Consider the following 26424-nt stretch of genomic DNA (forward strand, 5'->3'; position numbering starts at 1 on the left):
CGCTGAAGAAGGGTTACAAGAAGCTGGTTGAAGAGGCGATGGCCGATATCGAAACCATCACGGTTGAAGAAGGACTGAAGTTACAGGGTGACGAGGATGTGACCTTCTTTGATATCCGCGACGTGCGGGAACTGGAGCGCACCGGAACAATTCCGGGTGCCGTTCATACGCCGCGCGGTATGCTGGAATTCTGGGTTGATCCGGAAAGCCCCTATTACAAAGAGGTGTTCGGTACCGGCAAAAAGCTGGTGTTTTTCTGTGCGGCAGCCTGGCGCTCGGCGCTGGCGGTCAAACAGCTGACCGATATGGGTGTGCCCCGCGTCTGCCATATGGATGGTGGCTTTGGTGCCTGGACGGAAGCCGGTGGGCCGGTTGAAGAAAAACAGCGTAAGAGCTGAGCCGGAGGCTTCGCTTGTTTCAGGGCCTGAATACCTTCTTTTCCGGACATGATGGTGACCAGCATCTGGCTGCTGTCTTCCGGCAGGAGGAACGAAGCGGGCTGAAAGCCGCGATGATCGGGCGGACGATTGTCCTCCTGATCATCGGCCTCTGGCTTGGGCTGTCCCGAAACTATCCGCAGAACCTGATTATCGTTGCCGTTGTCATGACCTTCGTCTGTATCGGTCTGATACATCTGCAACTGCTTGGCTCGCGCTATGATTACAGCTGGGTCAAATATCTGTTCGCGACCATTGATGCGCTGATGCTGGGCCTGTGCATCGCCTTCACTGATCTCAGCCTTCTCGCGCCGGGGCTGGAGCCGGTGATGCTGTACCGGTTCGGTGTGTTTCCCTGGCTGGTTCTGCTGATTGCAGCGGCGGCTTTCGCCTATTCACCGGGGCTGGTGCTGTGGACCGGTATCTGTACCACTTTTGCCTGGATCGTCCCCTGGGTTCGGATCGTCGAACAGATGGATCGTGTTGTCGACTGGCGGGATATCCCGGTGGGGGCCACCCGCGAACAGTATCTCGCGATATTTTTTGACGACCACTTCATCGGATTTGGGTCGCGTGCGCAGGAAGCGATTGCCCTGATACTGGTTACCCTGCTGCTGATGCTGGCGACCCGCCGGGCACGGGCTGTTGTTCGCCGTCAGGCAGAGAGTGACCGGGAACGGGAAGTGGTCAACCGGACCTTCGGTCGCTATGTGCCGGCGGCTGTCGCAGATTCCCTCATCGCCGGAGGCGGAACGCTGGCACCGGTTGAACGGGAGGCCAGCGTTCTGTTCGTTGATATCGCAAAATTCACGACCATCGCCGAGAGCCTGAAGCCGGAGCAGGTTGTTGATATGCTGAATGTCTATTTCGATGTGGCAGCCGATGCGATCGCCCGGCATGGCGGTGTGATCAACCAGTTTCAGGGTGATGCGGTGCTGGCCACTTTCAATGTCCCGGTCGAGGATGAAGCTCATGCCACCAACGCAGTGCAGGCGGCGCTGGCGATTTGTGGTGCCGTCTCGGGGCGGCAGTTCGCCGGGCAAAGCCTGCGTGTGCGGGTTGGCGTCAATACAGGACCACTGATTGCGGGGAGTGTCGGCAGCCGGGGGCGGCAGAATTATACGGTCCACGGTGACGCGGTTAATCTGGCCGCCCGGCTTGAGAGCATGAACAAGGAATATGGGACGGATATCCTGTTGTCGGAGACGACCGTGCAGCAGGCGGGTGAGGGGTTCTCCTTCCGGGCTGTCGGAGAAGCCGAAATACGGGGTAAAACCGGCAGAGTTGCGCTCTATACGGTCACTTCGTGACGTTACAAGGCTTGTCGGCGGGCGCATCTTGCCTATACTCCGCCGCCCAGACGTAATCCCCATCTAACAGGAGCTGCGCCATGTCCAAAGGCGTCAAGAAAGTCGTCCTCGCCTATTCCGGTGGTCTTGATACCTCGATCATCCTGCGCTGGTTGCAGGACGAATATCAGTGCGAGGTTGTGACCTTCACCGCCGATCTCGGCCAGGGTGAAGAGGTCGAGCCGGCGCGCGAAAAAGCCCGCCTGATGGGTATCAAGGAAGAGAACATCTATATTGATGATGTGCGCGAGGAATTCGTCCGCGACTTCGTCTTCCCGATGTTCCGCGCCAATGCGCTTTATGAAGGCACCTATCTGCTCGGTACCTCGATTGCCCGGCCGCTGATTTCCAAACGCCAGATCGAGATCGCCCGTGAAACCGGTGCAGATGCTGTCTGCCATGGTGCGACTGGTAAGGGTAATGATCAGATCCGGTTCGAGCTTGGCTATTATGCCCTGAACCCGGACATCAAGGTTATTGCCCCCTGGCGTGAGTGGAACCTGACCTCGCGCACCAAGCTGATGGAATATGCCCGGGATCATCAGATTCCCATCGCCCGCGACAAAGAAGACGAACCGCCTTATTCGATGGATGCCAACCTGCTGCATATTTCCTATGAAGGCCGTGCACTGGAAGACCCGTGGGTCGGTGCCGAAGAAGGCATGTTCCTGCGCACGGTCTCGCCGGAGAAGGCTCCGGATGAGCCGACATTCGTCACAGTCTCTTTTGAACGCGGTGACGCAGTTGCCGTTGATGGCGTTGAACTCAGCCCGGCGGAACTGCTGACGAAGCTGAACGAACTGGCGGGCAAGAACGGCATTGGCCGGGAAGACATCGTCGAGAACCGTTTCATCGGCATGAAATCCCGTGGCATTTACGAGACACCGGGCGGTACCATCCTATCGAAGGCTCACCGGGCCATTGAAACGCTGTGCCTTGACCGGGGTGCGATGCACCAGAAAGACGAGATCATGCCGCGCTATGCGGAACTGGTCTATAACGGCTTCTGGTTCTCACCAGAGCGGGAAATGCTTCAGGCACTGATCGACGAAAGCCAGAAGAAGGTTGCCGGTGACGTTCGCCTGAAACTCTACAAGGGTAATGTCATCGTTGATGGCCGCCGCTCACCCTACAGCCTTTATGATCAGGCTGTGGTGACCTTTGAAGAAGACTCGGTCTATGACCAGCATGACGCGGAAGGCTTCATCAAGCTGAACGCGCTGCGTCTGCGTCTGCGTGGCCGACTTCAGGGCTGACCTCCGGGTTGATCATCCCCAGCCAATGGCTGGGGGTGATTGACGGACAGACGACAGTGCTGGCACCGTCTTCGGTCAACCCGGTGATTACGCAGTTGCTCTGCCGCGTCGGAAATGCACTACGGCGAAGACCAGCGCTGCAATCAGGGCAAGCAGTGATGAGATTTTTGCCAGTTCTTCTCCCTGACCTTCGATGGCGAGGATGACGCCGGGGAACATCAGTACAACGGCCACCTGATGGATGGCAAAGTGCACCCAGGCAAGTCTGCCCTCGGACGCAGGGACCAGATGATAGTAGAAGGCAAAGATTGCGCCCATCACGAAACCTAACAGGTTCAGATGGCCGTGGGCAGGTGCTGTCACATGATCACCAATGGCAGACATGTGAATGCCGTAAGCCATTCCGATTATGACATAGAGGATGGCCAGAGCCATAAACCAAAAGGGCAATTTCTTCATTCAATCCCTCCTGAAAACGACATGAAAATGCAGCCGGTTCAATTTACTCCGCAGCGGGGTCGAACAGGCCGCCACCGGCGGCTGCGGTCTGTTGTTGCGGAGAAGCGATGACCGGGGCAGGGCGGCGTTCTGAGGCAGCGGCACTGGCTCCCGGGCCGAGATAATAGTCGGCGAGACGGTCTGAGACCTGTTTGCCGACCCAGTAGCAGTAGGCGGCAACCGGCAGATAACGGATATCGACACCGGATATATTGGCACCACCTGCCGTGGTCTGGGTCAGTGCCTGAACTTTCAGAACGTCTTCATTCCGCTTTTTGAAACCTGTCAGGGCGGTGAAGCGCCGGGCTTCCTTGAGACCGCTTTCTTCCCAGATGATTTCGTAAAGCTCGGTCGGTTTGTCGGTGACGGGGTCACAGACAACAACGTCTATATTGCGGCTGGTCCAGCGGGCATACATCACCCGGTCAAGATTCGGATCGGACAGATACTGACCAATAACGGCAGTCTCGGCGATTTTTGTCATGACCGGGTCTTCAACACCGACAGGTCCGAACAGGGCGGCACGCATGGTCGGTGCTGTCAGATGTACCTTGAAGGTCACGGCGCGCTGGAATCGCTGGCCATCTTCATCCAGCCGGTGGGTCCGGCGGATCAGCCCGGCTGATTCAAGGTAATCAAGCTGGCGTTTCAGGGTGTTCTTGGCGACGCCAATAGCCTGAGCTAGCCCATCAATGGAAAATTCATCCCCGGTCTGCCAGGCCAGCAGTGAGAACAGGCGCTGGAGTTCCCGGGTGTCCTGAATGCCAACCCGTCCGGGCAATTCCGATGACAGCAGCCGGTCCGCGATCTCGTCCAGCTTGTCGGCCACACCATGTGCAGTCGACCGGCGGTCGGCGGCAACTTCAGGAAAGCCGCCGAGATTCAGATATTGCTGGAACTGTTCATTCAGCAGCACGACCCCGCGCTGGTCCAGATACAGCATGGTCTTGTTGCGGTCCTGATCAATGCGTGAGCGGAACAGGCCTTCTTCGGCACCGCGCAGGGTCAGGAATTCCTGAAAGCTCAGTGGCGGGAGAGCCAGATCAATTGTCCGGTCGGGTTTGTCTGCATCTCCCCGTGTGGTGGGGCCTCCCAGAGATGTTGCCGCAAGAAACCGCACGCTGGGGAACAGGTCGATCAGCTCTGTCAGCCGGATCCGCCAGTCTTTCAGGTAATGAACATCGTCAAAGATAACCAGCGGCTGCGGGGTCACATCGGTTTTCAGACGCGACAGGTACAGCTTGATCATGGCCGCCGGTTCGACATCTGAATAGGCGGGGCGCTTCATGGAGAGATAGACAATGGACCGGGCGGGAGCTCCGGCGGCGATCAGCCGGGCAATGACCTGTCGGATGATTGTGGTCTTGCCAGTCTGTCGGGGGCCGACAATGACCGGGATATCCTTACGGTTGCGGTCGGCGACAACGCGCAGCACGACATCGAACAGGCGGCGGGCGCCGAGTCCACGTGTCGCTTCACCGGCAGACTGGGTATCAGCCCACCAGGGGTTTTCGACGGCGATGCGGCGAAACAGGTCCGCATCCGAGAAAACCGGCATAACGCCTCCCAAGTAATATTTCATGACCCTGACTGGTCAGAATAGAGTCAAACAAACTCATTGCAGTGATTTTGATCACAGCCCGGCGCCTAAATAAATGCTGATTGCTTTCTGCGGGTGACAATGCGGCTATTTGAATGATTTTATATGGAACTGGTCGCCACGGTCTGGTGTCAGTCCCCTTATCGCCTTTTTCATGAATCGAATCATTCCTTGTCCCTCGCTTTTGCCGACCTGTTTCTTATCGCCGCGGTGGCCTTTGGCGCGCAGGTTCTGGGTGGTGTTGCAGGCTATGGCACAGGGCTGATCATGCCCTTGATACTGGTACCACTGATTGGTGCAGAGGCTGTCGTGCCGGTGATTGCGATGGCATCACTGATCACCAATCCGACACGGCTGATTACCTTCTGGCAATATCTGGATCGTCGCAAAGCGGTGATTCTGTCCGTGGTTGGCATACCGACGGTCATGCTCGGTGCATTCGGGTTTTCCCTGCTGGGGGGAGAGCATGCGCAATTGTTTATCGGGGGGATGCTGATCAGTCTGGTACCCTTGCGCCATCTGATGAAAGCCGTTCGCCTGAAACTGAGTGAACGGGGGCTGGCTATTTCAGGCTTTGGTTACGGGCTGCTTATGGGCGGGACAACGGGCAGCGGGGTGATGTTGCTGTCGATGCTGATGTCGGCCGGGCTGTCCGGTAAGGCGGTAATCGCAACCGATGCTGCCATCTCGACCTTCCTTGGGCTGTTCAAGACCGGGGTTTTCTACAGTGCCGGTGAATTGCCGCCGTCGCTGTGGCTGGTGGCTATCCTGATCGGTGTGATGGCGACGCCTGGCTCCCTTGTGGCAAAATGGCTTGCTGACCGGCTGTCAGCAACCAGCCATGATCTGATTTTTGATGTGGTGATTGTCTTTGGCGGGCTGATGCTGATGGTCCCGCCGCTGCTTGGTCAGGGATAAATAGGCACCCGACAGCGAATAAAAGCTGATAATGATGTTGCGTTTGGCTGGCCGGATCGCAATATTCTTTCGCAATTCCTTTCGTATCGGAGACTGCGCGTGCATCGCGAAAAGCTTGATTCCATCGACATTCAGATCCTCAAAGACCTGCAGCGTGACGGGCGTATGACCAATGTGGAGCTGGCACGACGTGCCGGTATCTCTGCGCCCCCCTGTCTGCGTCGTGTGCGGGCACTGGAAGAATCCGGTTTCATCCGGGGCTATCATGCGGAAGTTGATGCCGGGATGCTCAACGTGAAGGAGATGTTCTTTGCGCTGGTCGGGCTCGACAGCCAGTCACAGACTGTGCTCAGCGAATTTGAACAGGCCGTCTCCGGATGGTCGGAGATTCGTGAATGTCACATGATTCGGGGCGGCGGGGATTTCATGCTGAAGATTGTCGCCCGCGACAAGGAACAGCGTGACGATATCACCATGCGTCTGACCTCGGCCCCGCATGTCGCCACGGTTACAACGTTCGAGACGATCCGTACTTCCAAGGACCAGCCCGGTGTGCCCATTGATATGGGTGGCCCGGAAGACTGACCGGCCAGATAGAAAGGCCGGAGACCGGTATCCCGGCCATCAGTGATCTGACAGCCGGGATAAGGGTATCGTCTATTTGGTTGCGAGACCCCATTTGGCGGCCGTCTTGGTGAAGAAGCCACCGGCTTTCTTCAGTGCAATCCAGTGATTCACGTAATTGATCCAGACCTGATCGGCCTGCGGCATCAACATGGCAACCGGTGTCGGAGCAACCGGTTCCTGCACCGGAACAATGGCCAGCTGGTCATACTTTTCTACCAGCGTCGCCGCTTCGATATTTGATGTGACATGAACGTCTGCACGTTTGGACAGGACTTCCTGAAAATCGCGGGCAGGTGCTTCGATGACCTTGATCGTTGCATCGGGGAAGATCGCCTTTACGAGGGCTTCCTGCGTTGTGCCGGAGGTCGTGGCGACGGTTACATCCGGTTTGTTGATGTCTGTCCAGTCACTGAACTTGCTGAGCAGTTCCTTGCGGGTCAGCGGTACGCTGGCGAGTTCGAAGTAGCTTTCGGAATAGCCGGCAACCCTGGCACGGCTGGCGCTGAGCGAAGCCGATGAGGTGATGTCATACTGTCCGGCGACGATGCCGTTCACCAGTGTCTTCCAGTCGGTCTTCACGAATTCCAGTTTCACGCCAAGATCTTTCGCCAGTTCCGTGGCGATATCGATATCAAATCCCTTGTAGTCTCCGGAAGCTGCATCACGCAGGCTCATCGGATTCCAGTCACCGGTTGTACCGAACCGGAGTGTGCCGGTTTCCAGAATTTTCTTCAGGGCAGAATCCTGCGCCATTGCAGGCAGCGAGATCGCAATCATTGCAGCCGCAGCCGCAAGCATGGAAAGTTTTTTCACCGTAGAGCCTCCATTATGCCGGTGTTTCAGACGGGGGCATTGGGCAGCCCCCCACCGGTTCAATCCGGACCCGACCACCTTGCCTTGGATGATCTTCCGGTGAGCGCGGGGCGGAGTCAAAGATTCCCGGGCGCTTTTGCGCTGCACAATATTGCGGTACAGCCGCAGGCAGGTCACAATGCGGTCAGGGGTAACAGGGGAGACAGCATGACCAGCGGGTCTGAGGCGATCATACGCCTGTCTGGCGTTGGCAAATGGTTTGGTGATTTCCAGGCCCTGAAGGATATCAACCTGTCCGTAGCGCCCGGAGAAAGGGTGGTGGTTTGCGGTCCGTCGGGCTCTGGCAAATCGACGATGATTCGCTGCATCAACAGGCTGGAACAGCATCAGGCCGGTGAGATTGTGGTCGACGGTGTCACACTGGATGAAGATGACCGCCATCTGGCGCAGATCCGCGCCGAGGTCGGGATGGTCTTTCAGCAGTTCAATCTGTTTCCACATATGACCATCCTGGACAATCTGACACTGGCCCCGATTCGGGTGCGGAAGCTGTCGCGACCGGAGGCCGAGAAACTGGCAATGGAATATCTCGAACGTGTCCGGATACCGGATCAGGCGCACAAGAAGCCGCTGGAACTGTCCGGCGGCCAGCAGCAGCGGGTGGCCATTGCCCGGGCACTTTGCATGCGCCCGAAGGTGATGCTGTTTGATGAGCCGACATCCGCACTGGACCCGGAAATGATTGCTGAGGTGCTGGATGTCATGGAGGGGCTGGCCCGTGATGGCATGACCATGATCTGTGTGACCCATGAGATGGGTTTCGCCAAAACCGTGGCCGACCGGATGGTCTTCATGGATGGCGGGGAGATTGTCGAGACCTCGGCACCGGCAGATTTCTTCAGTCAGCCGAAGACCGAGCGGGCACGTCTGTTCCTCGGCCAGATTCTGGGACACTGATCATGCGCAGACGCAGTATTGTCTCTGATTACTGGATACTTGGTCTGGCCCTGATCTTCATCGGCTGGTTTCTCTGGCGGATGACCAGTCATGAGTCGATGGGCTGGTATGTCATCAATCCGTCCACACCGCAGGGCGCGGTGAACATGAAGTTTCTGGTAGGCGGGTTGTGGATCACCATTGGCATTTCGATCATCGCCATGGTGCTGTCGATGGCGATCGGTCTGGTGGCTGCACTGATGAATATGTCCGTCAATCCCGGCGCACGGATGGTTGCCCGTGGTTATATCGAACTGTTCCGGGCCATACCGCTGCTGGTGATGCTGATCTGGGTCTATTACGGATTACCTGCCTTGCTGGATATCCGGCTGGACCCGTTTGCGGCGACCGTGATTGCGCTGGTGCTGTGTGAATCACCGTTTCAGGCTGAAATCTTCCGCGCCGGTATACAGTCAATTGCCCGCGGACAGCATGAGGCGGCCGAGGCTGTTGGTTTGTCTTATGCCGATAAAATGTGGTTCATCATACTGCCGCAGGCGCTGCGCCGGGTTTTGCCGCCACTGGCAAACCAGTTTGTCTATATTCTGAAGATGTCGGCGCTGGCTTCGGTTATCGGGCTGGATGAACTGGTTCGGCGAGCCAACGACATCAATAACAATGAATACCGCCCGCTGGAAATTTACAGCTTTCTGGTGATCGAGTATCTGGTGCTGGTACTGGTGGTTTCCTGGGGCGTGCGCCGGCTGGAGAAGAAGATGGGGTCAGATGAAAGTGGCCGATGATTTCAGGGCAAAACCAGCCGAGCTGCTGGACCCGGACTGGACGTTCGTTACAACGCCGGCGCTGGAATTCTATTCCCGTCAGGACTGGGCGACGCTGGATGCGCAGCGGGAAGCCTATCTGAAAGATCAGGCGGCGAAACAGGCGCTGGATCTTCTCAAAGCGTCGGCAAATGCACCGACCTTCGGTTATCAGATCAACAATTATCAGCATTGCCTGCAATCCGCGACACTCTGTCTGCAGGACGGGCTGGACGAGGAAAGTGTGGTGGCCGCCCTGTTTCACGATGTGGGCTTCATTGTCTGTAATGCATCGCATGGATGCTTTGCAGCGGATCTGATGTCACCCTATCTGCCGGAACGCCAGGTCTGGATGCTGCGTCATCACGCCATTTTTCAGCAGGCGCATTTCGGTGATTTTCCTGATCCCTCCATCGATCCGGATGAACGGGAGCAATGGCGCGGGCATCCGTATTTTGAATGGACCGCTGAATTTGTCAGGAAGTACGATCAGAACACGATCAACCCGGCACTTCCGATAGCCCCGATTGAGGTGTTCGAGCCGATTGTTGAAAGGGTGTTCGCCCGGGCGTTCCGGGAATAGCCGGGAATCTTACCGGAACAGTCGTTCGAAATGGCCCAGCGGCACCGTGTAATTCAGCATCAGGCTTTCGGTTCCCGGGTTGGTATCACCCAGACTGGCATTCGACATATGCCCGAAAGAGACGCCGAGACGGGACCGGTCGTCGAACCGGTAGGCGACATCAAGCTGTGACCTGAATTCCAGGGCATAGCCAAGGTCGTGACCGCCACCGCGCCGGTACCAGCCCGGTGCGAATGAGGGCGTAATGACCCAGCGATTGCCGACATAGACGTCAATTTTCACCCCGCCATAGAGATAGGTTGCCCGGTCAGATGTGGCCATGGCACCGGCAAAGGGTTTGAAAATCCAGAATCGTTCGTCGTGGTGATATTCCAGCCGGAACTCGGCAGCCTGATCCTTCTGGCGGTTCATGTCGAACCAGCCGGCAGAAAAGTTGAGGAATTTCGGATCTTCCTTGCCCGAAGGCGCGCTGGTCTGCTGCGCGGTCTGAACCGGAGTTTGCTGACCGGATTGCGTTTGCTGCGCAAGTAACGGTGATGATGAGATCACCGTGAACAACGCAACCAGAATACCATTTCTTAAAAATGACATCGTCTTCCCCATCATCTTCTGGCGGCATCTTACGACCGATAACCGGTCGCGCAACCTTGACGAATGGTTAACGTCTGAAAAGTGGTCAGCCGATGATGTATTTGAATCGTTCGGTTGCGGCGACAAGTGCTGTTCGTGTGCCGCTTTCCATTGCTGAATGACCGGCGTCCGGGACAATGTTCAGTTCTGCAATTGGCCAGCGGGCCGCCAGTTCATGCGCGGTCTCGGTCGGGCAGACGATATCGTAGCGCCCCTGAACGATGATCGCCGGGAGATGCTGGATAAGGTCAACATTATCAAGCAGCTGGTTTTCCTTCAGGAACATCCGGTTGACGAAATAATGGGCTTCCATCCGTCCGAGCGACAATGCGCCGCTGCCACCTGCGCTGCCGCTGTCGCGGGATGGCATCAGGGATGAACAGCGTGATTCGTAGCTGCTCCAGGAACTGGCGGCCGGCATGTGTATTGTCGGGTCCGGATCGATCAACCTGCGGTAATAGGCCTGTGCCGGGTCATTGCGTTCTTCCGGTGGCAGGAACTCCAGAAAGGCTTTCCGGGCTTCCGGGAAGACGCGCCCCATACCATGGATGAACCAGTCCAGTTCCCGCTGACGGCCTGTGAAGACACCCCGAAGAACGAAGCCCTGACAACGGTCGGGATGGGTCTGACCATAAGCCAGGGCGAGCGTCGATCCCCAGGAGCCGCCAAACATCAGGGCGCTTTCCAGATTCAGATGAGCCCGCAGTTTTTCGATATCGGCAACCAGATGCCAGGTGGTGTTTGCGTCGGTGCTGCCATGCGGGCGTGACCGTCCGGAGCCACGCTGATCAAAGATGATGATATGGTAATAAGCCGGGTCAAAGAACCGCCGGTGAACAGCGGCAGAGCCGGCTCCCGGTCCGCCATGCAGAAAGATGACCGGCACACCGTTTCGGTTGCCACAGGCCTCCCAGTAGATCTGGTGACCGTCACCGACATCCAGCATATCCTGCCGGTAGGGAGAAATTTCGGGGTAGAGTGTCGTTCGTTGCGGGGTCATCAGCCATCCTGCATTGGCCCGGACGAAGATGGAGCTTACACTCCGTCCATGGTTCGAATTTTGTTCTGCCTAATAATCATTCCATGGATGGTGGCGCAAGCACAGGCCGCCCCATGCGACCTTGTCGACGGCCATCCGGGGAAGGTTGTGACGGTCGTTGATGGCGATACGCTGGAACTGGAAGATGGCCGTATTGTGCGGCTGGTCGCCCTGCAGGCACCGAAATTGCCGCTCGGCCGGCCGGGTTTCAAGGCCTGGCCGCTGGGGGAAGAAAGCCGGGAATTGCTTGGTGAGATGACGCGGGGCCGTACTCTGCGGCTGGCTTATGGCGGTTCGCGGACGGATCGTTATGACCGTGATCTGGCGCATTTGTTTGATATGGACGGGCGCTGGATACAGCTTGAGATGATCCGCGCCGGCATGGCCCGGTTCTACAGCTTTTCGGATAACCGGGCCTGTGCAGCAGAATTGCTGACCGCAGAGCGTGAGGCCCGGTCAGGGCGGCGCGGTATCTGGCGACATCCCTTTTATTATATTCGCCGGCATGATGATCTGCGAAACGATATCGGCAGTTTCCAGATCGTTGAGGGCAGGGTGTTGCAGACGGCGGATGTCCGGGGGCGGGTCTATCTGAATTTTGGTGAAGACTACCGTACCGACTTCACGATATCCCTGTCCCCCCGGGTGGCGACCCTGTTCAGGAAGTCCTCCATTGATCCGCTTGCCTATCAGGGGCGGGAGGTCCGGGTGCGCGGGTGGATCAAAAAGCGGAATGGGGCGTTGATAGAGGTATCCCATCCGGAGCAAATTGAACTGATCGATCAGGAGCCAGCGAGTTCGCAATGACACATTCCCCGAAAAACCATTTCCATCTGCCTGAAATCTCCCGGCCCCAGGCTGCTGCTTTCCGGCCAAACCGCCGTCATTTCTGTGGCATGTGTGTTGCCGGGGCTGCGGTGCCACTGGCTTCCTGCTCGGTTAATCCGGCGACAGGGCGGTCTTCCTTTACGGGTCTGATGTCACCGGCAGAGGAACGACGTGTCGGTGCAGAACAGCATCCGCAGATCATCGCCGAGTTTGGCGGAGAATACGGGTCGCCGGAATTGCGGGCCTATGTAACATCAATCGGCAACCAGCTTGCGTCCCGCACGGAAGTTGCGGGGCAGCTGAATTACACTTTTACGATTCTGAATTCAGATGTCGTCAACGCCTTCGCCCTGCCGGGAGGGTATGTCTATATCACCCGCGGTCTGATGGCGCTGGCGGATGATGAGGCGCAACTGGCGGGCGTGATTGGCCATGAGATCGGTCATGTGGTGGCCCGGCATTCGGCGGAGCGTTACAGCAAGTCCGTGGTTGCCAATTTGGGGGCGGCCCTGCTGGGTGTCGCGCTGGGTGGCGGTGCCGCAGAGCTGGGGGCCGGAATCGCAGGGCTCGCGATTCAGAGCTACTCGCGGGATCAGGAGTTCGAGGCTGATATTCTGGGTATCCGTTATGCAACACGGGCCGGATATACGGCAGACGGCATGCCGGGCTTTCTGGAGAAGCTGGAGCAGGACTCCGCGCTTCAGGCCAAGATTGCCGGCAAGTCAGACAGCAGCGCGAATGATGCCAATATCATGTCGACCCATCCGCGAACGGCGGACCGTGTTGCCAAGGCAATCGAGGCGGCGAAGGTGGTGCGTGTCGCCAATCCCCGGATCGGACGGTCTGAATATCTGAACCAGGTTGATGGCATTCTGTATGGTGATGACCCGGCACAGGGGGTGATCCGCAACCGCAAGTTCCTCCATCCGGGACTGGCTTTTACCTTTGAGGCGCCTCCCGGCTTTACCCTGATCAACGGCGCGCAGTCGGTGAATGCGGTCGGCCCGCGCGGGGCCCAGATTGTCTTCGATATTCATCCGGGAAAGGCACCGAATGTCAGTCCCAGTGATTATATTCAGCGTGTCTGGGCAGAGAAAATCCAGGTGCAGGCTGTTCAGGCGATAACCGTCAGCGGCATGCGGGCGGCAACCGGGGTGATTCGCCAGCAAACCAGCAATGGTGCGGCCGACATTCGTCTGCTCGCGATTTTCGGGTCGGACGGCTATATCTTCCGCTTTTTGTTCGTGTCGCCGGTTTCGGCAACGGCGCAGATGGAAGAAGGCTTTCGCCGGACCACTTACAGCTTCCGCCGTCTGACAGGCCCCGAAGCCCGTGAGGTCAAACCGCTGTTGCTGCGGGTTATTACGGCACAGGCGAATGACAGTTTCTCAAGGCTGGCCTCGACAATGCCTTTTGAGAAATTCCGTGAGGAACGATTTGCAACACTGAATGGCATTTCCGGGAATACGCCGATACAACGGGGAGAACGTCTCAAAATTGTGAGTTACTGACCATGTTTTCCCTGAAGCATTTCGGCAAGACCAAGTACGCGGCAGCCCTGTCTGAAATCGAACGCAAGCCCGGTCTGGGTGACGGGGGGCGGTCAATGTTCATGTTGTCGGATGCCCTGAAGGAAGTTGCTGCACAGGAAAAGGATGATCCGGATAAGGCTGAAATGCTGCTGACGGCCGCAGATTATCTGAATTACCAGCGGATCATCATTGAATCCCTGAACAACAAGTTATGGCGTTTTGTCATGGTGGTTGTGCTGATGGCGATCATGATCGGCCTGCTGATGTTCTCCAAAGCAGGCTGATATCGTTGCCGTCCGGGAAGTCTAATCAGGAAATAATATCATGAATCGACCATCGATCTCCGACCTTGCGGCAAAAATCTGGCGTGATGCGGGAGGAGATGCGGATGATCTGTCGCGCCTCAGCTTCAGCAGTGAAGAACCGGTTCTGCCATCACCGTTCCGGGTTGATGCAGCCGCAGGGGCCTCGATCGGTGTGGCCGGGCTGGCGGCGGCTGCCCTGCACAGAACCCGCACGGGTGAGGATCAGCAGGTCAGTGTTGACCTGCGCCATGCGGCAGCAGCCTTCCGGGGTGAATATCATATCCATGTTGATGACGGTCCGGCGCCGGATAAGTGGAAGTCTGTTTCCGGCTACTATCAGGCCCGTGATGGCCGGTGGATGCAGCTTCACTGCAACTTCCCGCATTTTCGTGATGGTATCCTGGGTATTCTCGGGGCCCGTGAGGATCGGGAGGATGTCGCCCGGCAGGTTGCGAAGCGGGATGGGCCTGAACTGGAACAGGCCCTGATCGATGCCGGTATGGCAGCGGCGATGATGCGAAGCCCGGAGGAATGGGAACGCCATCCGCAGGCAGAGGCGCTGCGCGATGAACCGCTTTTCACCATTGAGCGGATCGGCGATGCGCCGCCGGAAGCCCCGGTAAAGAAAGGCGGGCCGCTTGCCGGTATCCGTGTGCTTGATCTGTCCCGCGTTATCGCCGGGCCGGTTTGCGGGCGCACCCTGGCGGGCTTCGGCGCTGACGTGTTCCGTATCTCAAGCCCGGACCTGCCCTTTGTCGAAGACAGTGTCGTTGCGACGGGTTTCGGGAAGTATGCCGCTCATATCGACCTGCGGACGGATGCTGGCGAGGTGGCGATGGCCAACATGATCCATAATGCGGATGTCTTTGCGCAGGGCTATCGTCCGGGCAGCCTTGCCGCCCGTGGCTGGTCGGCGGAACGGCTGGCGGAACAGCGTCCGGGTATTGTCTATGTCGAACTTTGTGCCTTCGGCTGGGTTGGTCCCTGGGCCGGGCGTCGCGGCTATGACAGCATCATTCAGACAACCACAGGAATCGCCTGGGAAGGCGGCAAGGCCTATGGTGTGGACGGCCCGAAACCGATGCCCTGCCAGACGCTTGATCACGCGACAGGATATCTGGCGGCTTTCGGTGCGATGACGGCTCTGCGACGCCGGGCTGAAGAAGGCGGAAGCTGGCGTGTCCGTGTTTCACTGGCACAGACCCGCAACTGGTTGTGGCGTATGGGTCGCAATGACATCATTGATCGCCCGATACCGGATGAAGCTGATGTGGGTGATTATTCGGACCGGATGGAAAGCCCGTTTGGCCGGCTGAAATTTATCGCCCCGGCCATGAAACTGTCAGCAACCCCGGCGGTCTGGCCCCGTCCGCCCGTACCGCTGGGTACGCATCCGGCCATCTGGCCATCATGAGGAAGCGATCATGAGCAGAATGATTCAGGAGCCGGCACGTGAAATACCGGTTATCGCGGAAGCCGAGGTCGTCGTACTGGGCGGCGGACCGGCGGGTATTGCCGCGGCGGCGGCTGCTGCCCGTACCGGTGCCCGGACCTTGTTGCTGGAACGCTATGGGTTTCTGGGAGGCATGGGTACGGCAGCGATGGTCACCAATTTCTGTGGCCTGCATGCTGATATTGACGGTGAGATCACACAGATCATTCACGGGGTGGTGGATGACCTTCAGGACCGTCTTCGCAAGCTGGATGCCCTGGCCGAACCACATATCGTTCAGGGCCCGGACGGGTTACGCACAGCCGCACAGGTTTATGATACGGCAGCCCTGAAGGCCGCCGCCGATGATCTGCTGCTGTCGTCGAATGTCGAGATCAGGTTTCATACGGTCGCGGTCGGTGCTGTCATGGATGAGCGGCGGATTGATGCGGTTGTGATTGAAACCAAGTCTGGACGGCAGGCGGTCCGTGGCCAGGTATTTATCGACTGTTCCGGTGATGCGGATCTTGCTGCATGGTCTGGCGCACCTTTTGAAATTGGCTCGGATGATGGCTTCATCGCCTATCCCACCCTGATGTTCCGTCTGGCCGCTGTCGATGATGAGCGGGCAAAGACAGAGGGAAAACCGGCTCTCAACCGGCTGATGGAAGAGGCAGCACGATCCGGAGACTACGACCTGCCCCGCAAGGCGGGTATCATGGGCGTGCAGCATCATTCAGGGGAATGGCGGGCAAACCTGACCCAGATCAGCCGTAATGGCGCGCCGATCAATGGTGCAGATGCGGATGACCTGACCTTTTCCGAAATTGAAGGCCGTCGTCAGGTGACCGAGTATCTTCGGTTTCTGAAAGACAGGGTGCCCGGTTTTGAAAACTGCTACCTGCTGGAAACCGCACCGCAGATCGGTATCCGGGAAACCCGGCGGATCGTCGGCGAGTTCCAGTTGTCCGGGGATGATATTCTTGGCTGTCGGGATTTCGATGACACCATCGGGGCGAATGGCTGGCCGCTGGAGACGCATGTTCTGGGAGGCATGAAGTTCGTGTTCCTCGCCGGTCGTGGCTATCACCAGATACCCTTCCGATGTGCCCTGCCACAGAAGGTCGATAACCTGCTGGTTGCCGGTCGATGCGCATCGACGACACCGGAAGGTCAGGCCTCGTTGCGGGTGTCCGGTCCGTGCTTCGCGCTGGGACAGGCGGTTGGTACTGCGGCCGCGCTATCCGTTTCTGAAGGCGTCCTGCCGTCAGCGCTGGATATTCCCCGCCTGCAACAGCAACTGACGGCAGACGGTGTCTGGCTGGGTTAGCCGGCGGCAGCTTTCGGCGGACGTCCGGGGTTGAGATGGCCGCAATTACCGCAGCGCCGTAAATCCTCGCTGTCGTAATATTCATCAAAGACCGGCGGCATGTCGGTTTCGATGTTACGCACCTGAACTTCCCGCCGGTGATGGCGCTGGCCACAGCTTTCGCAATACCACTCGAAGGCCTCAAGCATGCCTTCCGGACGAACCCGTTCGATCACCATGCCGATACTGCCGGCAGGGCGCTGTGGTGAGTGGGGGACATGCGGGGGCAGCATCAGCATCTCGCCTTCCCGGATCGGGATATCCTTCAGCTTGCCGTCTTCGACGATGCGCAGAACCATGTCACCTTCCAGCTGGAAGAAGACTTCTTCAATCGGATCATCATGGAAGTCTGTGCGCTGGTTCGGGCCACCGATCACCATGACGATGAACTCCGTGTCCTTCCAGACCTGAACATTACCGACGGGTGGTTTCAGCAGATCCCGGTGTTCGTCGATCCAGCCTTTCAGGTTCAGCGGCGTCAGTTTCGGTGCGCCATCGCTTGCCATGATTTCTTCCTTCAGTCCGTGACAGAGGGAGTATGCCGTATGGCCTGATACCGGAGCAAGTATGCTCCGAAACCGCGTCTGGGGCCTCAATAAGCGTTGTTCAGCAAACACCGGTTATGGAGAGCAGGATGACGCATTGGCTGGACAAGGTAACCTTTCATCATGGTCCGAGGGGGCTTCTGTCGGATTTCTGCCTGATGGCGGCGGAACGGGCTGCAGAACTGGGCATTACTTTGTCGCTGGAGACAGATTTTGATCGCCTCAGCCGCTTCAACAAAACCCAGTCCGATAACTGGGGGCCGTTGTTCCCTGCTTTTTATGGAGCGGAACAAGCCTTCTGGATCTGTGGCACGGATGCAGAGGGGGAGATTGTGACGACAGCCGCGACCCGGCTTTATCGGCTTGGGAAGACGCCTCTGTCAGACAAATTCCATGACCTCAGCGTCATGTACCCTTCCGGGTCGGATACCCGTCCGGCAGAGGAGATGTTTGGCGGGTTATGTCTTGCTGCCGATTACATTGCCGGCGACGTGGCGTTGCATGGCGCGATGTGGAGCCACCCCCGTTATCGCCTGAAAGGGCTGAGCGACTTCATGGTCAGGCTTACCTATGCGCTGGCGCTGGGGTGCTGGAATGTTGATTACGCCTTCGGGCTGGCAAAGGAAACGCTGCCGGAGCCGGTGCTGAAACGCTATGGCATGCGTAACCGTCATGGTGGCGTGACCTGGCAGGAGCCTTATTTCCCGACCTGGGGGAATATGCAGCTGGTCTGGAATGACCGGGTTTCGATGATTGATGATATCGATGTCTGGGTATCCGCACAGGAATTCAGGCGGGTTCCAGCTCCGGCTCCGGCTCCGGCTCCGGTAAATGTCTTCCCCTATTCAGGGGATGAAAGGCAGCCATTGTCGGATCAGGTATCTGCAGCGGAATAACCAGCGGGGTGCCAGTGTCCCCTGAACCGGAATTCTGTCCGGTTCAGGTCAGAATCAGGGAGCGGGGAGTGTTTTCCGTATGACCGAGGATGATCAGTTTTCCATCCTCGCTCATGCAGGGGAACAGGCCCCGTTCATAATCGAAATAGCGATAATGCATCGGGCTGTCATCTTCGCGATTCCGGTCGGGCAGGGAGGTTGTTATCCGGTCGTAATAGGGTTCTGACGCGGCAACGACGTCATAGTAATGCTGAACAACCTTGCGGCCATAGTCGCTGCCGGACCCGTCCTGCACGGTGTTGCGCCGTTCCTGACAGAATTTCCGGCCCAGCAGTTTTTCAAAGCCGGCACCGAAATAACGATAGATCAGATTCTCATCCTGTAACTCGACCATCAAGGTGCGGTGCATCAGCCCGGCGCCTTCCATCCAGCTCAGCATCTCGTTGCTCAGTACCCCGTGAGAGGCCTGCCAGATCTGCGTCAGCCGGTTGATCCGCTCTGAAAATAACTGCCCCCGGGACTTTTCGCTAAAAGTTGTCGGTTTCCAGACTTGTGACTCATCCCGCCGGTCAAGGATTTCCTCGACCCGTTCAAGCAATGTATCGATCTGAAAATGTTGTTCTTCGGCCCAGCCGCCGTACCAGTATTGCAGGCCGATAGCGCCGAAGTCCGCCAGACCTACAATGATCGAACTGACGGCATAGAGGGCTTTCTCTTCAACATTCGGGGTATAGAACCGGATAATCAGCGGGGTTGACCGGTCAGGGTCGATATCGGCCAGAACCCAGCCACGGTTGCGGACAAGAAAATCGGCAAGATCGACATCGACGGAAAAACTGAGGAACTCATAGCCGTCAACTCTGCCGTTTTTCAGCTGATGTTGTTCCCCCATTTCATCGAATAACATTCTCATGGATTCCGTCCACGTACCTGCCCCTACCCGGTTCAGAATAATCAGGCGTTTCTGTTAGTACAACTCTCTCAATCTATCCGGGTGTCCGGACCTTGACAGCCGGCTCTGCTGTTCCAAATAATTAGCAGCGCTGACGGATGCCAGACCGGGTCCGGTACAAGCGGTACGTCGCTCATTGTCAGGAGGACGCCGTGACAAGACTTTCTTTGTTCAATAGCCCGCTATTGCTGGGCTTCGATGATCTCGAACGGGTCATGGACCGTGTTTCGAAAGCGTCTTCGGACGGATACCCCCCTTATAATATCGAGAAGACCAGTGACCATTCACTGAGGATCACACTGGCGGTAGCCGGTTTCACCATGGATGACCTGGCGGTTACCACAGAAGACAACCAGCTTGTCGTGCGGGGCCGGCAGGCGGATGACGGCGCAGACCGGATGTTCCTGCATCGCGGTATTGCAGCCCGACAGTTCCAGCGCAGTTTTGTGCTGGCTGAAGGAATCGAGGTGACAGCGGCATTCCTTGAAAGCGGTCTGCTGCATATCGATATGGAGCGCCCGGTTCCGGATGTCCGTGTGCGCACCATCCCGATCACGTCAGGTCAGAAGGGTGACGTCGGAACGCATGGTGAAATGATTGATATCGCGCCGATGAGGGCGATTGGGAAAGGAAGTCGTGATGAACGTTAATTCCGAAAAAGCACTGAATTCCGCGGTTCATATTTCCCCGGAAGACCTGCTGCAGCTGGGCCTGAATGAAATTGCCGCTATCCGGAAGATCGTAAGTGACTCCGGGTCGGTCTACGGCATTTTTTCCGCAACGGGAGAGCAACTTGGTGCTGCACCGACACGGGATATTGCCCGCGCGGCTGCTGTGCAAAACAATCTTCAGCCCGTCGATATCAACTGACGGGGCGAATTTGCCGGTCAGGCTGCGATCTTACGCAGCCTGACTGGTCGCATCTTCGGTAAGAATGGCAAACAATGCGTCGGCGCTGTCGGCGCCGCGCAGTTTTTCGCAGGTGACCTTGTCTCGCAGCAGGCGCGATACCCGTGCCAGCGCCTTCAGGTGGTCGGCACCGGCATTTTCAGGTGCCAGCAGCAAAAAAATCAGGTCTACCGGTGCGTCATCGATGGCGTCGAAATCGACCGGTTTGTCCAGTCGCGCAAAGACGCCATACAGACGCTGAAGTTCCGGCAGTTTGCCATGCGGAATAGCAATTCCGCTCCCGACACCTGTGGTGCCAAGCCGCTCACGTTCAAGCAGTACGTCAAAAATTGCACGTTCGTGCAGCCCGGTTACCTGGGCCGCACGTTTGGCAAGCTCCTGCAGTGTCTGTTTCTTGCTGGAAGCATGAAGGTTGGACACGACACAGTCAGAAGCCAACAAGTCAGCGATATTCATCTCCACCTCGTAAAAGGATGAGCGACAGGCCGATTATTTGGTTGCGCGTGAACCGCGCGGATCGAGCCAGCCGATGTTTCCATCAGGACGTCGATAAACCATGTTCAGACCGCCATGAGCAGAATTCCGGAACATCAGCGCGGGCTGATCTGCCAGATCCATCCGCATGACAGCGCCACTGACAGTGCAGGTGACGATGTCGGTTGCCATCTCTGCAACGACCATCGGCTCCCAGGCGGCTTCCTCCAGTTCTTCTTTGTCTGAACTTTCAGGAGCCAGCACATACTGCTGCGCTTCGACAGGTTCGTCGCTGCGAGGATGTTTCGTGAGACGACGTTTGTAACGCCGAAGCTGCTTCGCAATCCGGTCAGCCGCCTGATCGAAGGCGACATAAACGTCAGCCGCTTCGCCGGTTCCCTGAATCAGCATGCCGCGATGCACATGTACTGAAATGCCAACCTCGATATCGGATGAATCCTTATCCACGGTCACCGATGCTTCGATGGCTTTTTCGAAGTACTTCGAGATCAACTCTCCGAGACGTCCTTCAGCATGTTCACGGAAGGCGTCGCCGAGGTCGATATGTCGTCCTCTGATAGAAATCTGCATTTTTGTTTTTGCCGTCAGTTTCAGATCGTCGGCCGTGCCGACGTCAATCAGGATAGCCGATATTTCCGGCTGTCCAAAGCGGCGCGGACCATATGGTGACGATTGTGATGTGTCAACCGCAGTTCCCCTGAGTCGGGGGTCGCAATTTTTACAGCTTTTCAGCCGATTTTTCGCGTCGCCGCTGGACAGAAGACGGTATCCGCATGGCTTCACGATATTTTGCGACCGTTCTGCGGGCGATTTCGATCCCCTCTGCCCGCAGCAATTCGACAATTCTGTCATCGGACAGAATTTTCCGGGGATCTTCCGCGTCTATCAGGCTGCGAATGCTGTGACGGACAGACTCCGCCGAATGAGATGATTCTCCATCAGTTCCGGCAATGGCCTGCGTGAAGAAATACCGCATTTCGAAAATGCCGCGTGGGGTGGCGATATACTTGTTCGCGGTCACCCGGCTGACGGTGCTTTCATGCATATCGATCGCATCGGCAATTGTGCGTAATACCAGTGGTTTCAGACCTGTGACGCCCCTGACGAAGAACTGATCCTGCTGGCGCACAAGCTCGGTTGCGACCTTCATGATGGTGGTCGCCCGCTGATGCAGGGAGCGGACAAGCCAGTTCGCGGTCTGGAACTGCTCAGAGATGTAGTGCTTGTCGTCTTTGGAATGCGCTTTGGCGGAGAGCACGGCGTAGTACTGATTGTTGATCAGCACTTTCGGCAGGGCATCCGGATTCAGCTCGATGATCCATCCGCCGCCGGGTTGCGGCCGCATCAGGACATCGGGGATCAGATGTTCAACCAGAGTATGCTGAAACCGCAATCCGGGTTTTGGGTCGAGCTGGCGGATTTCTTCCAGCATTTCCGAGAGGTCTTCGTTGCTGGCATTGCAGATTTCCCGGAGCCTGGCGAAATCGCGTTTGCCGACGAGTTCCAGATTCTCAAGCAAGGCCTGTATGCAGGGGTCAAATCTGTTCTGATCCCGCAACTGGGCACCCAGACAATCCGCAAGACTGCGTGAAAACAGGCCGGGTGGTTCGAGTTGCTGGAGCTTCTGGCGTACCGTTTCAACCTGTTCAGGGGTGCAGTTCAGGGCATCGGCAACGGTTTCCGGATCACCTGTCAGATAGCCGGCATCATCCAGCATATCGATCAGATGAGAGGCGATAATCCGGTCGACCGGATCGTCCAGCTCGAACACCAGTTGTTCCGTGATATGTTCGCGCAGCGTCAGTTCGGCTGCGGAAAACTGATCGAAATCCGTGTCACCACCCGAGAAGTCACGGCTGCCACCACTGCCCCAGTCTTCAACGGCGCTGGCAGAGCGCACGGCCCCGGCTTCGTCGGTGTCGAAGGTGTTATCGTAATCAGCGTCATACGGCATGTCGTCGGATTCGCCGAGTGTGCCGGAGTCCGAGAATTCGCTGGTATCTTTCAGGTCGGACGGGTCGTAGCTTTCATCATCGGATTTGCTGTCCTGAACCGGGGTGTCATTGCCCCCGCGTTCGTCGTCCCGGCGATCCTCGACAAAGTCGTCATCCCGCTCAAGCAGCGGGTTGCGCTCCAGTTCCTGTTCAACATAGGTCTGAAGTTCAATGCTGCCCATCTGCAACAGCTTGATGGCCTGCTGCAATTGGGGGGTCATCACAAGTGATTGTGACTGACGCAGATCCAGGCGAGGTGAAATAGCCATGAGACGCCAGTTTAAAGGCTGAATCTTTCGCCGAGATAAACGCGCCGCACATCTTCGTGCGACACAATCTCCTGAGGCGAACCCTCCATCAATACCATGCCATCGTGGAGGATGTAGGCCCGGTCAACAATGTCGAGGGTCTCCCGGACATTATGATCGGTAATGAGCACGCCAAGGCCACGGTCCTTGAGATGAGCGACCAGGTCACGAATATCGTTCACGGCAATCGGATCAATCCCGGCCAGCGGCTCGTCGAGCAGAATGAAATGTGGCTGGCTGGCCAGCGCACGGGCGATTTCCACCCGCCGGCGCTCACCACCGGACAAGGCCAGGGCCGGCGCCCGCCGCAGATGGGTGATCGAGAATTCAGCCAGCAGGGCTTCCAGAATGGCTTCCCGCTTCTCGCGATTAGGTTCGATCAGTTCGAGGACGGCACGGATATTGTTTTCGACGGTCATGCCACGAAAAATGGATGCTTCCTGTGGCAGATAACCAATGCCCAGTCTGGCCCGCCGGTACATCGGCAGATCGGTGATGTCGCGACCGTCCAGCATGATTTCGCCAAAGTCCGGCTTGATAAGCCCGGTGATGCAATAGAAGGAGGTGGTCTTGCCGGCACCATTCGGTCCCAGAAGCCCGACGGCTTCGCCCCGCTGAACGGTGATCGAAACATCGCGCAGGACCAGACGCTTCCGGAATCGCTTGCCGATGCTCGTGGCAATCAGCCCGGAATTTTGTGCTACCAATCGTGGTCCGTCGACGCTGCTCATACCTGGTATGATATCTCCTTGAGGGGTCCTGATGTCTTTTCAGGGCGTCTGGTATGCCCCGGTCGGGACCAGACTACTCCGTCGGCTTCTTTGGTACCAGCATGCCCTTCACCCGGGAACTGCTGCCTGCCTGGGCACCGCCGAACAGGCGGCTTTTACCCGTGTTCAGATTGACCTGACCACGGGCACCATTCAACTGGTTCTTGCCACGGGTAATGCGGACATTGCCGATCAGGTCGACGATCCCTTTTTTGACATCATAAAGGCCGCTGTCTGCCTTGATGACTTCACTGTCCGTCCGGACGGTCACGCCCCCCTCGGCCTTGACCTCGGATATTTCGTTCTTGCCGGTCTTGTCGGAGAAGAAGGCTGTAAGAATGCCGGCTTCAAGGGTTTTTCCCTGACTGACGGCGCGGGCTGCCCCACGGGCAACAGCGGCATTTACGGTACCGCCCCAGTATTCTAGGCTGTCGCGGGCGTAAATCTTGTCGGTCGCGGTCTCCAGCCGCAGGTCGCGGCCGGTCAGCACCAGCAGCGCCCGGTCGACATCGTAATAGCCGGCATCACCGTAGGCTGTATCTGTTTCGGATTTGATACGGACATCACCGACAGCTTCCAGCCGGTGAATATCCGTGCCACCGCCATTGGTCTCCCGATAGTAGGCGGTCAGAATATCTGCGCTGGTGATGACATTGCCACGGGAAGCCCGTGCATTGCCGCGCGCGATGAAGCGTTTCTTGTCCTGCTCCCACTCAATCCCGTCATCGGCCAGAACCTCGATGGGGCCGCCGCCATTGCCGGAAAGGTCCAGCCCGGCGGCTGTCGCCATGCCCGAAAGTGGAGAGAGCAGAAGAAGGGGGGCGAGAAAAAGCCAGTGTCGGATGGCCATCGGCTGCTCCTAATTGGTCACGGGCGGTTCACCACCAGGATAGAGGATGACCCGGGATTTGCCGATAAAGACAATTCGCTTGCCCTTGTCAATCAGGCGGAAACCCTCAGCCTTCAATGTGCCGAACGGACCCTGTCCGGCGACATCATCATTGCTGAGTGCTTCACCGCGCTGAAGATCAATCTGGGCCGTCGGCGAGCGGATTTCATAGCCGGAATCGTGGTAGAGATTAACGGATCCGACCAGATTAAGTTTGCGGCTGGCCTCGGTATAGCGCCCGGAATCTGCCGTCAGCACCAGCCAGGTTCCGTCATCAAGGGTGATATCTGCCTTCGGGGATTCAAGCTCGACCCGCTCGCCTTCCAGACCCTGCTGGGTGATCAGGTCGGCAGTGATTGTGAAGGGACGGTCATTCTCGTCCGAGCCGAAAAACTGGCCATTCACCATATTGAGAGCCTCGGCTTCCTTGGCGCTCAGGGCAGAGAAGCCAAGCCGGAAACGATCATCTTCACCCTGGAGTTTCGGCCAGATCACCAGTGAGACGACGACAATAAGGGCGATGGTTGGCAAGGCGACCCGCATCAGGCTGACAAACCGCGAGTAATTGCCACCGGCGTTGGAAGACCGCTGGCGGCGCGGGGTGCCGGGAGGGGCTTCCGGGCTGGCGTCGCTCATCTCAGACCACACCCGCCCGCAGGCAGTCATGAATATGCAGGATGCCGACGGGGCGTCCGTCATCGACGATAAACAGCTGGGTAATGGAACGCTCGTTCATGATGCGCACGGCCTCGGCTGCAAGCATGCCCGGCTTTATGGTAACCGGCGCTGCGGTCATGATGTCGCCAGCCCGTGCACGGAGCAGATCAGGGCTCATATGGCGCCGCAAATCACCGTCGGTCATGATGCCGACAAGTTTGCCGCCATCATCCAGAATGCCGGCGCAACCCAGACGTTTTTCGGTGACCGTCAGCAGAACCCGGTCCATCGCCTCGTCAAGCTGTGCCGTCGGCATATCCTCGCCGGAATGCATGAGGTCATCGACCTTCAGCAAGGAACTGCCGAGTTTGCCGCCGGGGTGAAACTGCCGGAAATCATTTGCTGAAAATCCGCGTCTTTCCAGCAGGGCGACGGCAAGGGCATCGCCCAGCGCCAGCGTAGCCGTGGATGAGGTGGTGGGTGCCAGTCCCATCGGGCAGGCCTCGACAAACCGCGGCAGCAGCAGGGTCACATCAGCAGCCCGCCCAAGCGTCGAGCCTTCCCGGCTGACAATGGAGATAAGCGGGATATTGAACCGGCGGGTATAATGTATGAGGTCGGAAAGCTCGGTCGCCTCACCGGAATAGGACAGTCCGAGCACGGCATCAGCCGGGGTGATCATCCCGAGATCGCCGTGACTGGCCTCAGCCGGATGAACAAACTGTGCCGGCGTGCCGGTAGAGGCCAGGGTGGCGGTGATCTTGTTCCCGATATGGCCGCTTTTACCCATACCGCTGACGATAATGCGGCCGGTGACAGCCTGCATGATGTCGACAGCTTTGATAAAGGACTCGTCGAGAAGGTCAGCGACAGCGCGTACACCATCAGCTTCAGCCAGCAATACACGCCGTGCTGATGCGATGTCCGGATGGATATCACCGTCCGGTGTCTTGTTAATGGCTGTCTGAACCTTGTTCATGCACCGACTATCTATGTTGTTTTTTTCATTCCGCAATACGGGCAGCCCCATCCTTGC

The 26424-nt window shown here is 57.6% G+C and carries 30 protein-coding genes; 16 read left to right on the forward strand and 14 right to left on the reverse strand.

What is annotated here, in order from left to right; genetic code table 11:
* The first annotated feature begins 2 nt into the window (after positions 1 to 2).
* The 3 genes from GH722_10925 (at position 3) to GH722_10935 (ending at position 3042) form a co-directional block, all read left to right on the forward strand.
* Positions 3 to 398 (forward strand): rhodanese-like domain-containing protein, encoded by a 396-nt coding sequence (locus GH722_10925; protein MRG72286.1) that lies wholly within the window; start codon positions 3 to 5, stop codon positions 396 to 398.
* Between the two features lie 14 nt (positions 399 to 412).
* Positions 413 to 1747 (forward strand): hypothetical protein, encoded by a 1335-nt coding sequence (locus tag GH722_10930; protein ID MRG72287.1) that lies wholly within the window; start codon positions 413 to 415, stop codon positions 1745 to 1747.
* Between the two features lie 80 nt (positions 1748 to 1827).
* Entirely contained in the window at positions 1828 to 3042 is a 1215-nt protein-coding gene (locus GH722_10935) for an argininosuccinate synthase (protein MRG72288.1), read from the forward strand.
* Between the two features lie 87 nt (positions 3043 to 3129).
* Here the strand turns inward: GH722_10935 and GH722_10940 are convergent, their stop codons facing one another.
* On the reverse strand, positions 3130 to 3501 hold the full coding sequence (locus GH722_10940) for a hypothetical protein (GenBank protein MRG72289.1): 372 nt from the start codon (positions 3499 to 3501) through the stop codon (positions 3130 to 3132).
* 43 nt (positions 3502 to 3544) lie between these two features.
* The gene (locus GH722_10945) at positions 3545 to 5122 is read right to left on the reverse strand and encodes an AAA family ATPase (GenBank protein ID MRG72290.1); all 1578 of its coding nucleotides are present in this window, start codon (positions 5120 to 5122) and stop codon (positions 3545 to 3547) included.
* A gap of 123 nt (positions 5123 to 5245) precedes the next feature.
* On the opposite strand from GH722_10945, the gene GH722_10950 reads away from it, so the two are divergent.
* Both GH722_10950 and GH722_10955 read left to right on the forward strand, forming a co-directional pair.
* The gene (locus tag GH722_10950; GenBank protein ID MRG72291.1) at positions 5246 to 6058 is read left to right on the forward strand and encodes a TSUP family transporter; all 813 of its coding nucleotides are present in this window, start codon (positions 5246 to 5248) and stop codon (positions 6056 to 6058) included.
* A gap of 99 nt (positions 6059 to 6157) precedes the next feature.
* A complete protein-coding gene (locus GH722_10955; protein ID MRG72292.1) occupies positions 6158 to 6643 on the forward strand; it encodes a winged helix-turn-helix transcriptional regulator in 486 nt (161 codons plus the stop codon).
* 72 nt (positions 6644 to 6715) lie between these two features.
* Here GH722_10955 and GH722_10960 read toward each other — a convergent pair whose 3' ends face one another.
* Positions 6716 to 7483: a transporter substrate-binding domain-containing protein gene (locus tag GH722_10960; protein MRG72293.1), complete on the reverse strand. Its 768-nt coding sequence runs from the start codon at positions 7481 to 7483 to the stop codon at positions 6716 to 6718.
* A 243-nt stretch (positions 7484 to 7726) separates the two neighbouring features.
* Here GH722_10960 and GH722_10965 point away from each other — a divergent pair, with 243 nt between their 5' ends.
* From GH722_10965 to GH722_10975, 3 genes are all read left to right on the forward strand, one after another.
* Entirely contained in the window at positions 7727 to 8455 is a 729-nt protein-coding gene (locus GH722_10965; protein MRG72294.1) for an ATP-binding cassette domain-containing protein, read from the forward strand.
* A gap of 80 nt (positions 8456 to 8535) precedes the next feature.
* A complete protein-coding gene (locus GH722_10970; GenBank protein ID MRG72295.1) occupies positions 8536 to 9237 on the forward strand; it encodes an ABC transporter permease subunit in 702 nt (233 codons plus the stop codon).
* A complete protein-coding gene (locus GH722_10975) occupies positions 9221 to 9838 on the forward strand; it encodes a phosphohydrolase (GenBank protein MRG72296.1) in 618 nt (205 codons plus the stop codon). The genes GH722_10970 and GH722_10975 overlap by 17 nt, the downstream gene beginning before the upstream one ends.
* 9 nt (positions 9839 to 9847) lie before the next feature.
* Here the strand turns inward: GH722_10975 and GH722_10980 are convergent, their stop codons facing one another.
* Complete coding sequence (locus tag GH722_10980; protein MRG72297.1) at positions 9848 to 10429, reverse strand: acyloxyacyl hydrolase; 582 nt, start codon at positions 10427 to 10429, stop codon at positions 9848 to 9850.
* A gap of 85 nt (positions 10430 to 10514) precedes the next feature.
* Positions 10515 to 11468, reverse strand: a complete 954-nt coding sequence (pip, locus tag GH722_10985) for a prolyl aminopeptidase (protein MRG72298.1) — start codon at positions 11466 to 11468, stop codon at positions 10515 to 10517.
* A 48-nt stretch (positions 11469 to 11516) separates the two neighbouring features.
* On the opposite strand from pip, the gene GH722_10990 reads away from it, so the two are divergent.
* The 5 genes from GH722_10990 to GH722_11010 all read left to right on the forward strand — a co-directional run bounded on the left by GH722_10990 (position 11517) and on the right by GH722_11010 (position 16934).
* A complete protein-coding gene (locus tag GH722_10990; protein ID MRG72299.1) occupies positions 11517 to 12314 on the forward strand; it encodes a thermonuclease family protein in 798 nt (265 codons plus the stop codon).
* A gap of 89 nt (positions 12315 to 12403) precedes the next feature.
* On the forward strand, positions 12404 to 13846 hold the full coding sequence (locus tag GH722_10995) for a M48 family metalloprotease (protein ID MRG72300.1): 1443 nt from the start codon (positions 12404 to 12406) through the stop codon (positions 13844 to 13846).
* 2 nt (positions 13847 to 13848) lie between these two features.
* A complete protein-coding gene (locus tag GH722_11000) occupies positions 13849 to 14151 on the forward strand; it encodes a hypothetical protein (protein MRG72301.1) in 303 nt (100 codons plus the stop codon).
* 40 nt (positions 14152 to 14191) lie between these two features.
* Positions 14192 to 15586, forward strand: coding sequence for a CoA transferase (locus GH722_11005; GenBank protein ID MRG72302.1), 1395 nt, complete (start codon positions 14192 to 14194; stop codon positions 15584 to 15586).
* A 7-nt stretch (positions 15587 to 15593) separates the two neighbouring features.
* Positions 15594 to 16934, forward strand: coding sequence for an FAD-dependent oxidoreductase (locus GH722_11010; protein MRG72303.1), 1341 nt, complete (start codon positions 15594 to 15596; stop codon positions 16932 to 16934).
* On the opposite strand, the gene GH722_11015 is transcribed toward GH722_11010, so the two are convergent.
* A complete protein-coding gene (locus tag GH722_11015; protein MRG72304.1) occupies positions 16931 to 17479 on the reverse strand; it encodes a 3-hydroxyanthranilate 3,4-dioxygenase in 549 nt (182 codons plus the stop codon). The genes GH722_11010 and GH722_11015 overlap by 4 nt on opposite strands.
* A gap of 128 nt (positions 17480 to 17607) precedes the next feature.
* Here GH722_11015 and GH722_11020 point away from each other — a divergent pair, with 128 nt between their 5' ends.
* The gene (locus tag GH722_11020) at positions 17608 to 18414 is read left to right on the forward strand and encodes a hypothetical protein (GenBank protein ID MRG72305.1); all 807 of its coding nucleotides are present in this window, start codon (positions 17608 to 17610) and stop codon (positions 18412 to 18414) included.
* Between the two features lie 43 nt (positions 18415 to 18457).
* Here GH722_11020 and GH722_11025 read toward each other — a convergent pair whose 3' ends face one another.
* Complete coding sequence (locus GH722_11025) at positions 18458 to 19321, reverse strand: hypothetical protein (GenBank protein ID MRG72306.1); 864 nt, start codon at positions 19319 to 19321, stop codon at positions 18458 to 18460.
* 143 nt (positions 19322 to 19464) lie between these two features.
* Between GH722_11025 and GH722_11030 the strand changes: the two genes are divergently transcribed.
* On the forward strand, positions 19465 to 20016 hold the full coding sequence (locus GH722_11030; GenBank protein ID MRG72307.1) for an Hsp20 family protein: 552 nt from the start codon (positions 19465 to 19467) through the stop codon (positions 20014 to 20016).
* Positions 20006 to 20236 (forward strand): hypothetical protein, encoded by a 231-nt coding sequence (locus GH722_11035; GenBank protein ID MRG72308.1) that lies wholly within the window; start codon positions 20006 to 20008, stop codon positions 20234 to 20236. Before GH722_11030 ends, GH722_11035 begins: the two co-directional genes overlap by 11 nt.
* Before the next feature lie 30 nt (positions 20237 to 20266).
* Here the strand turns inward: GH722_11035 and ptsN are convergent, their stop codons facing one another.
* The 7 genes from ptsN to GH722_11070 all read right to left on the reverse strand — a co-directional run bounded on the left by ptsN (position 20267) and on the right by GH722_11070 (position 26367).
* Positions 20267 to 20731 (reverse strand): PTS IIA-like nitrogen regulatory protein PtsN, encoded by a 465-nt coding sequence (gene ptsN, locus GH722_11040; GenBank protein ID MRG72309.1) that lies wholly within the window; start codon positions 20729 to 20731, stop codon positions 20267 to 20269.
* A gap of 33 nt (positions 20732 to 20764) precedes the next feature.
* Positions 20765 to 21340 (reverse strand): ribosome-associated translation inhibitor RaiA, encoded by a 576-nt coding sequence (gene raiA / locus GH722_11045; protein ID MRG72310.1) that lies wholly within the window; start codon positions 21338 to 21340, stop codon positions 20765 to 20767.
* A gap of 148 nt (positions 21341 to 21488) precedes the next feature.
* Positions 21489 to 23033 (reverse strand): RNA polymerase factor sigma-54, encoded by a 1545-nt coding sequence (gene rpoN / locus GH722_11050; GenBank protein MRG72311.1) that lies wholly within the window; start codon positions 23031 to 23033, stop codon positions 21489 to 21491.
* A gap of 11 nt (positions 23034 to 23044) precedes the next feature.
* Entirely contained in the window at positions 23045 to 23803 is a 759-nt protein-coding gene (gene lptB, locus GH722_11055) for an LPS export ABC transporter ATP-binding protein (GenBank protein MRG72312.1), read from the reverse strand.
* A gap of 73 nt (positions 23804 to 23876) precedes the next feature.
* Positions 23877 to 24692 carry a hypothetical protein gene (locus GH722_11060; protein ID MRG72313.1) on the reverse strand — a complete coding sequence of 272 codons (816 nt, stop codon included), beginning with the start codon at positions 24690 to 24692 and terminating at the stop codon, positions 23877 to 23879.
* 9 nt (positions 24693 to 24701) lie between these two features.
* The gene (locus GH722_11065) at positions 24702 to 25430 is read right to left on the reverse strand and encodes an LPS export ABC transporter periplasmic protein LptC (protein ID MRG72314.1); all 729 of its coding nucleotides are present in this window, start codon (positions 25428 to 25430) and stop codon (positions 24702 to 24704) included.
* Entirely contained in the window at positions 25369 to 26367 is a 999-nt protein-coding gene (locus tag GH722_11070) for a KpsF/GutQ family sugar-phosphate isomerase (GenBank protein ID MRG72315.1), read from the reverse strand. Before GH722_11070 ends, GH722_11065 begins: the two co-directional genes overlap by 62 nt.
* Positions 26368 to 26424 lie beyond the last annotated feature (57 nt).

The organism is Alphaproteobacteria bacterium HT1-32 (genome assembly GCA_009649675.1).
In the GTDB taxonomy this organism is placed as follows: Bacteria; Pseudomonadota; Alphaproteobacteria; order Rhodospirillales; family HT1-32; genus HT1-32.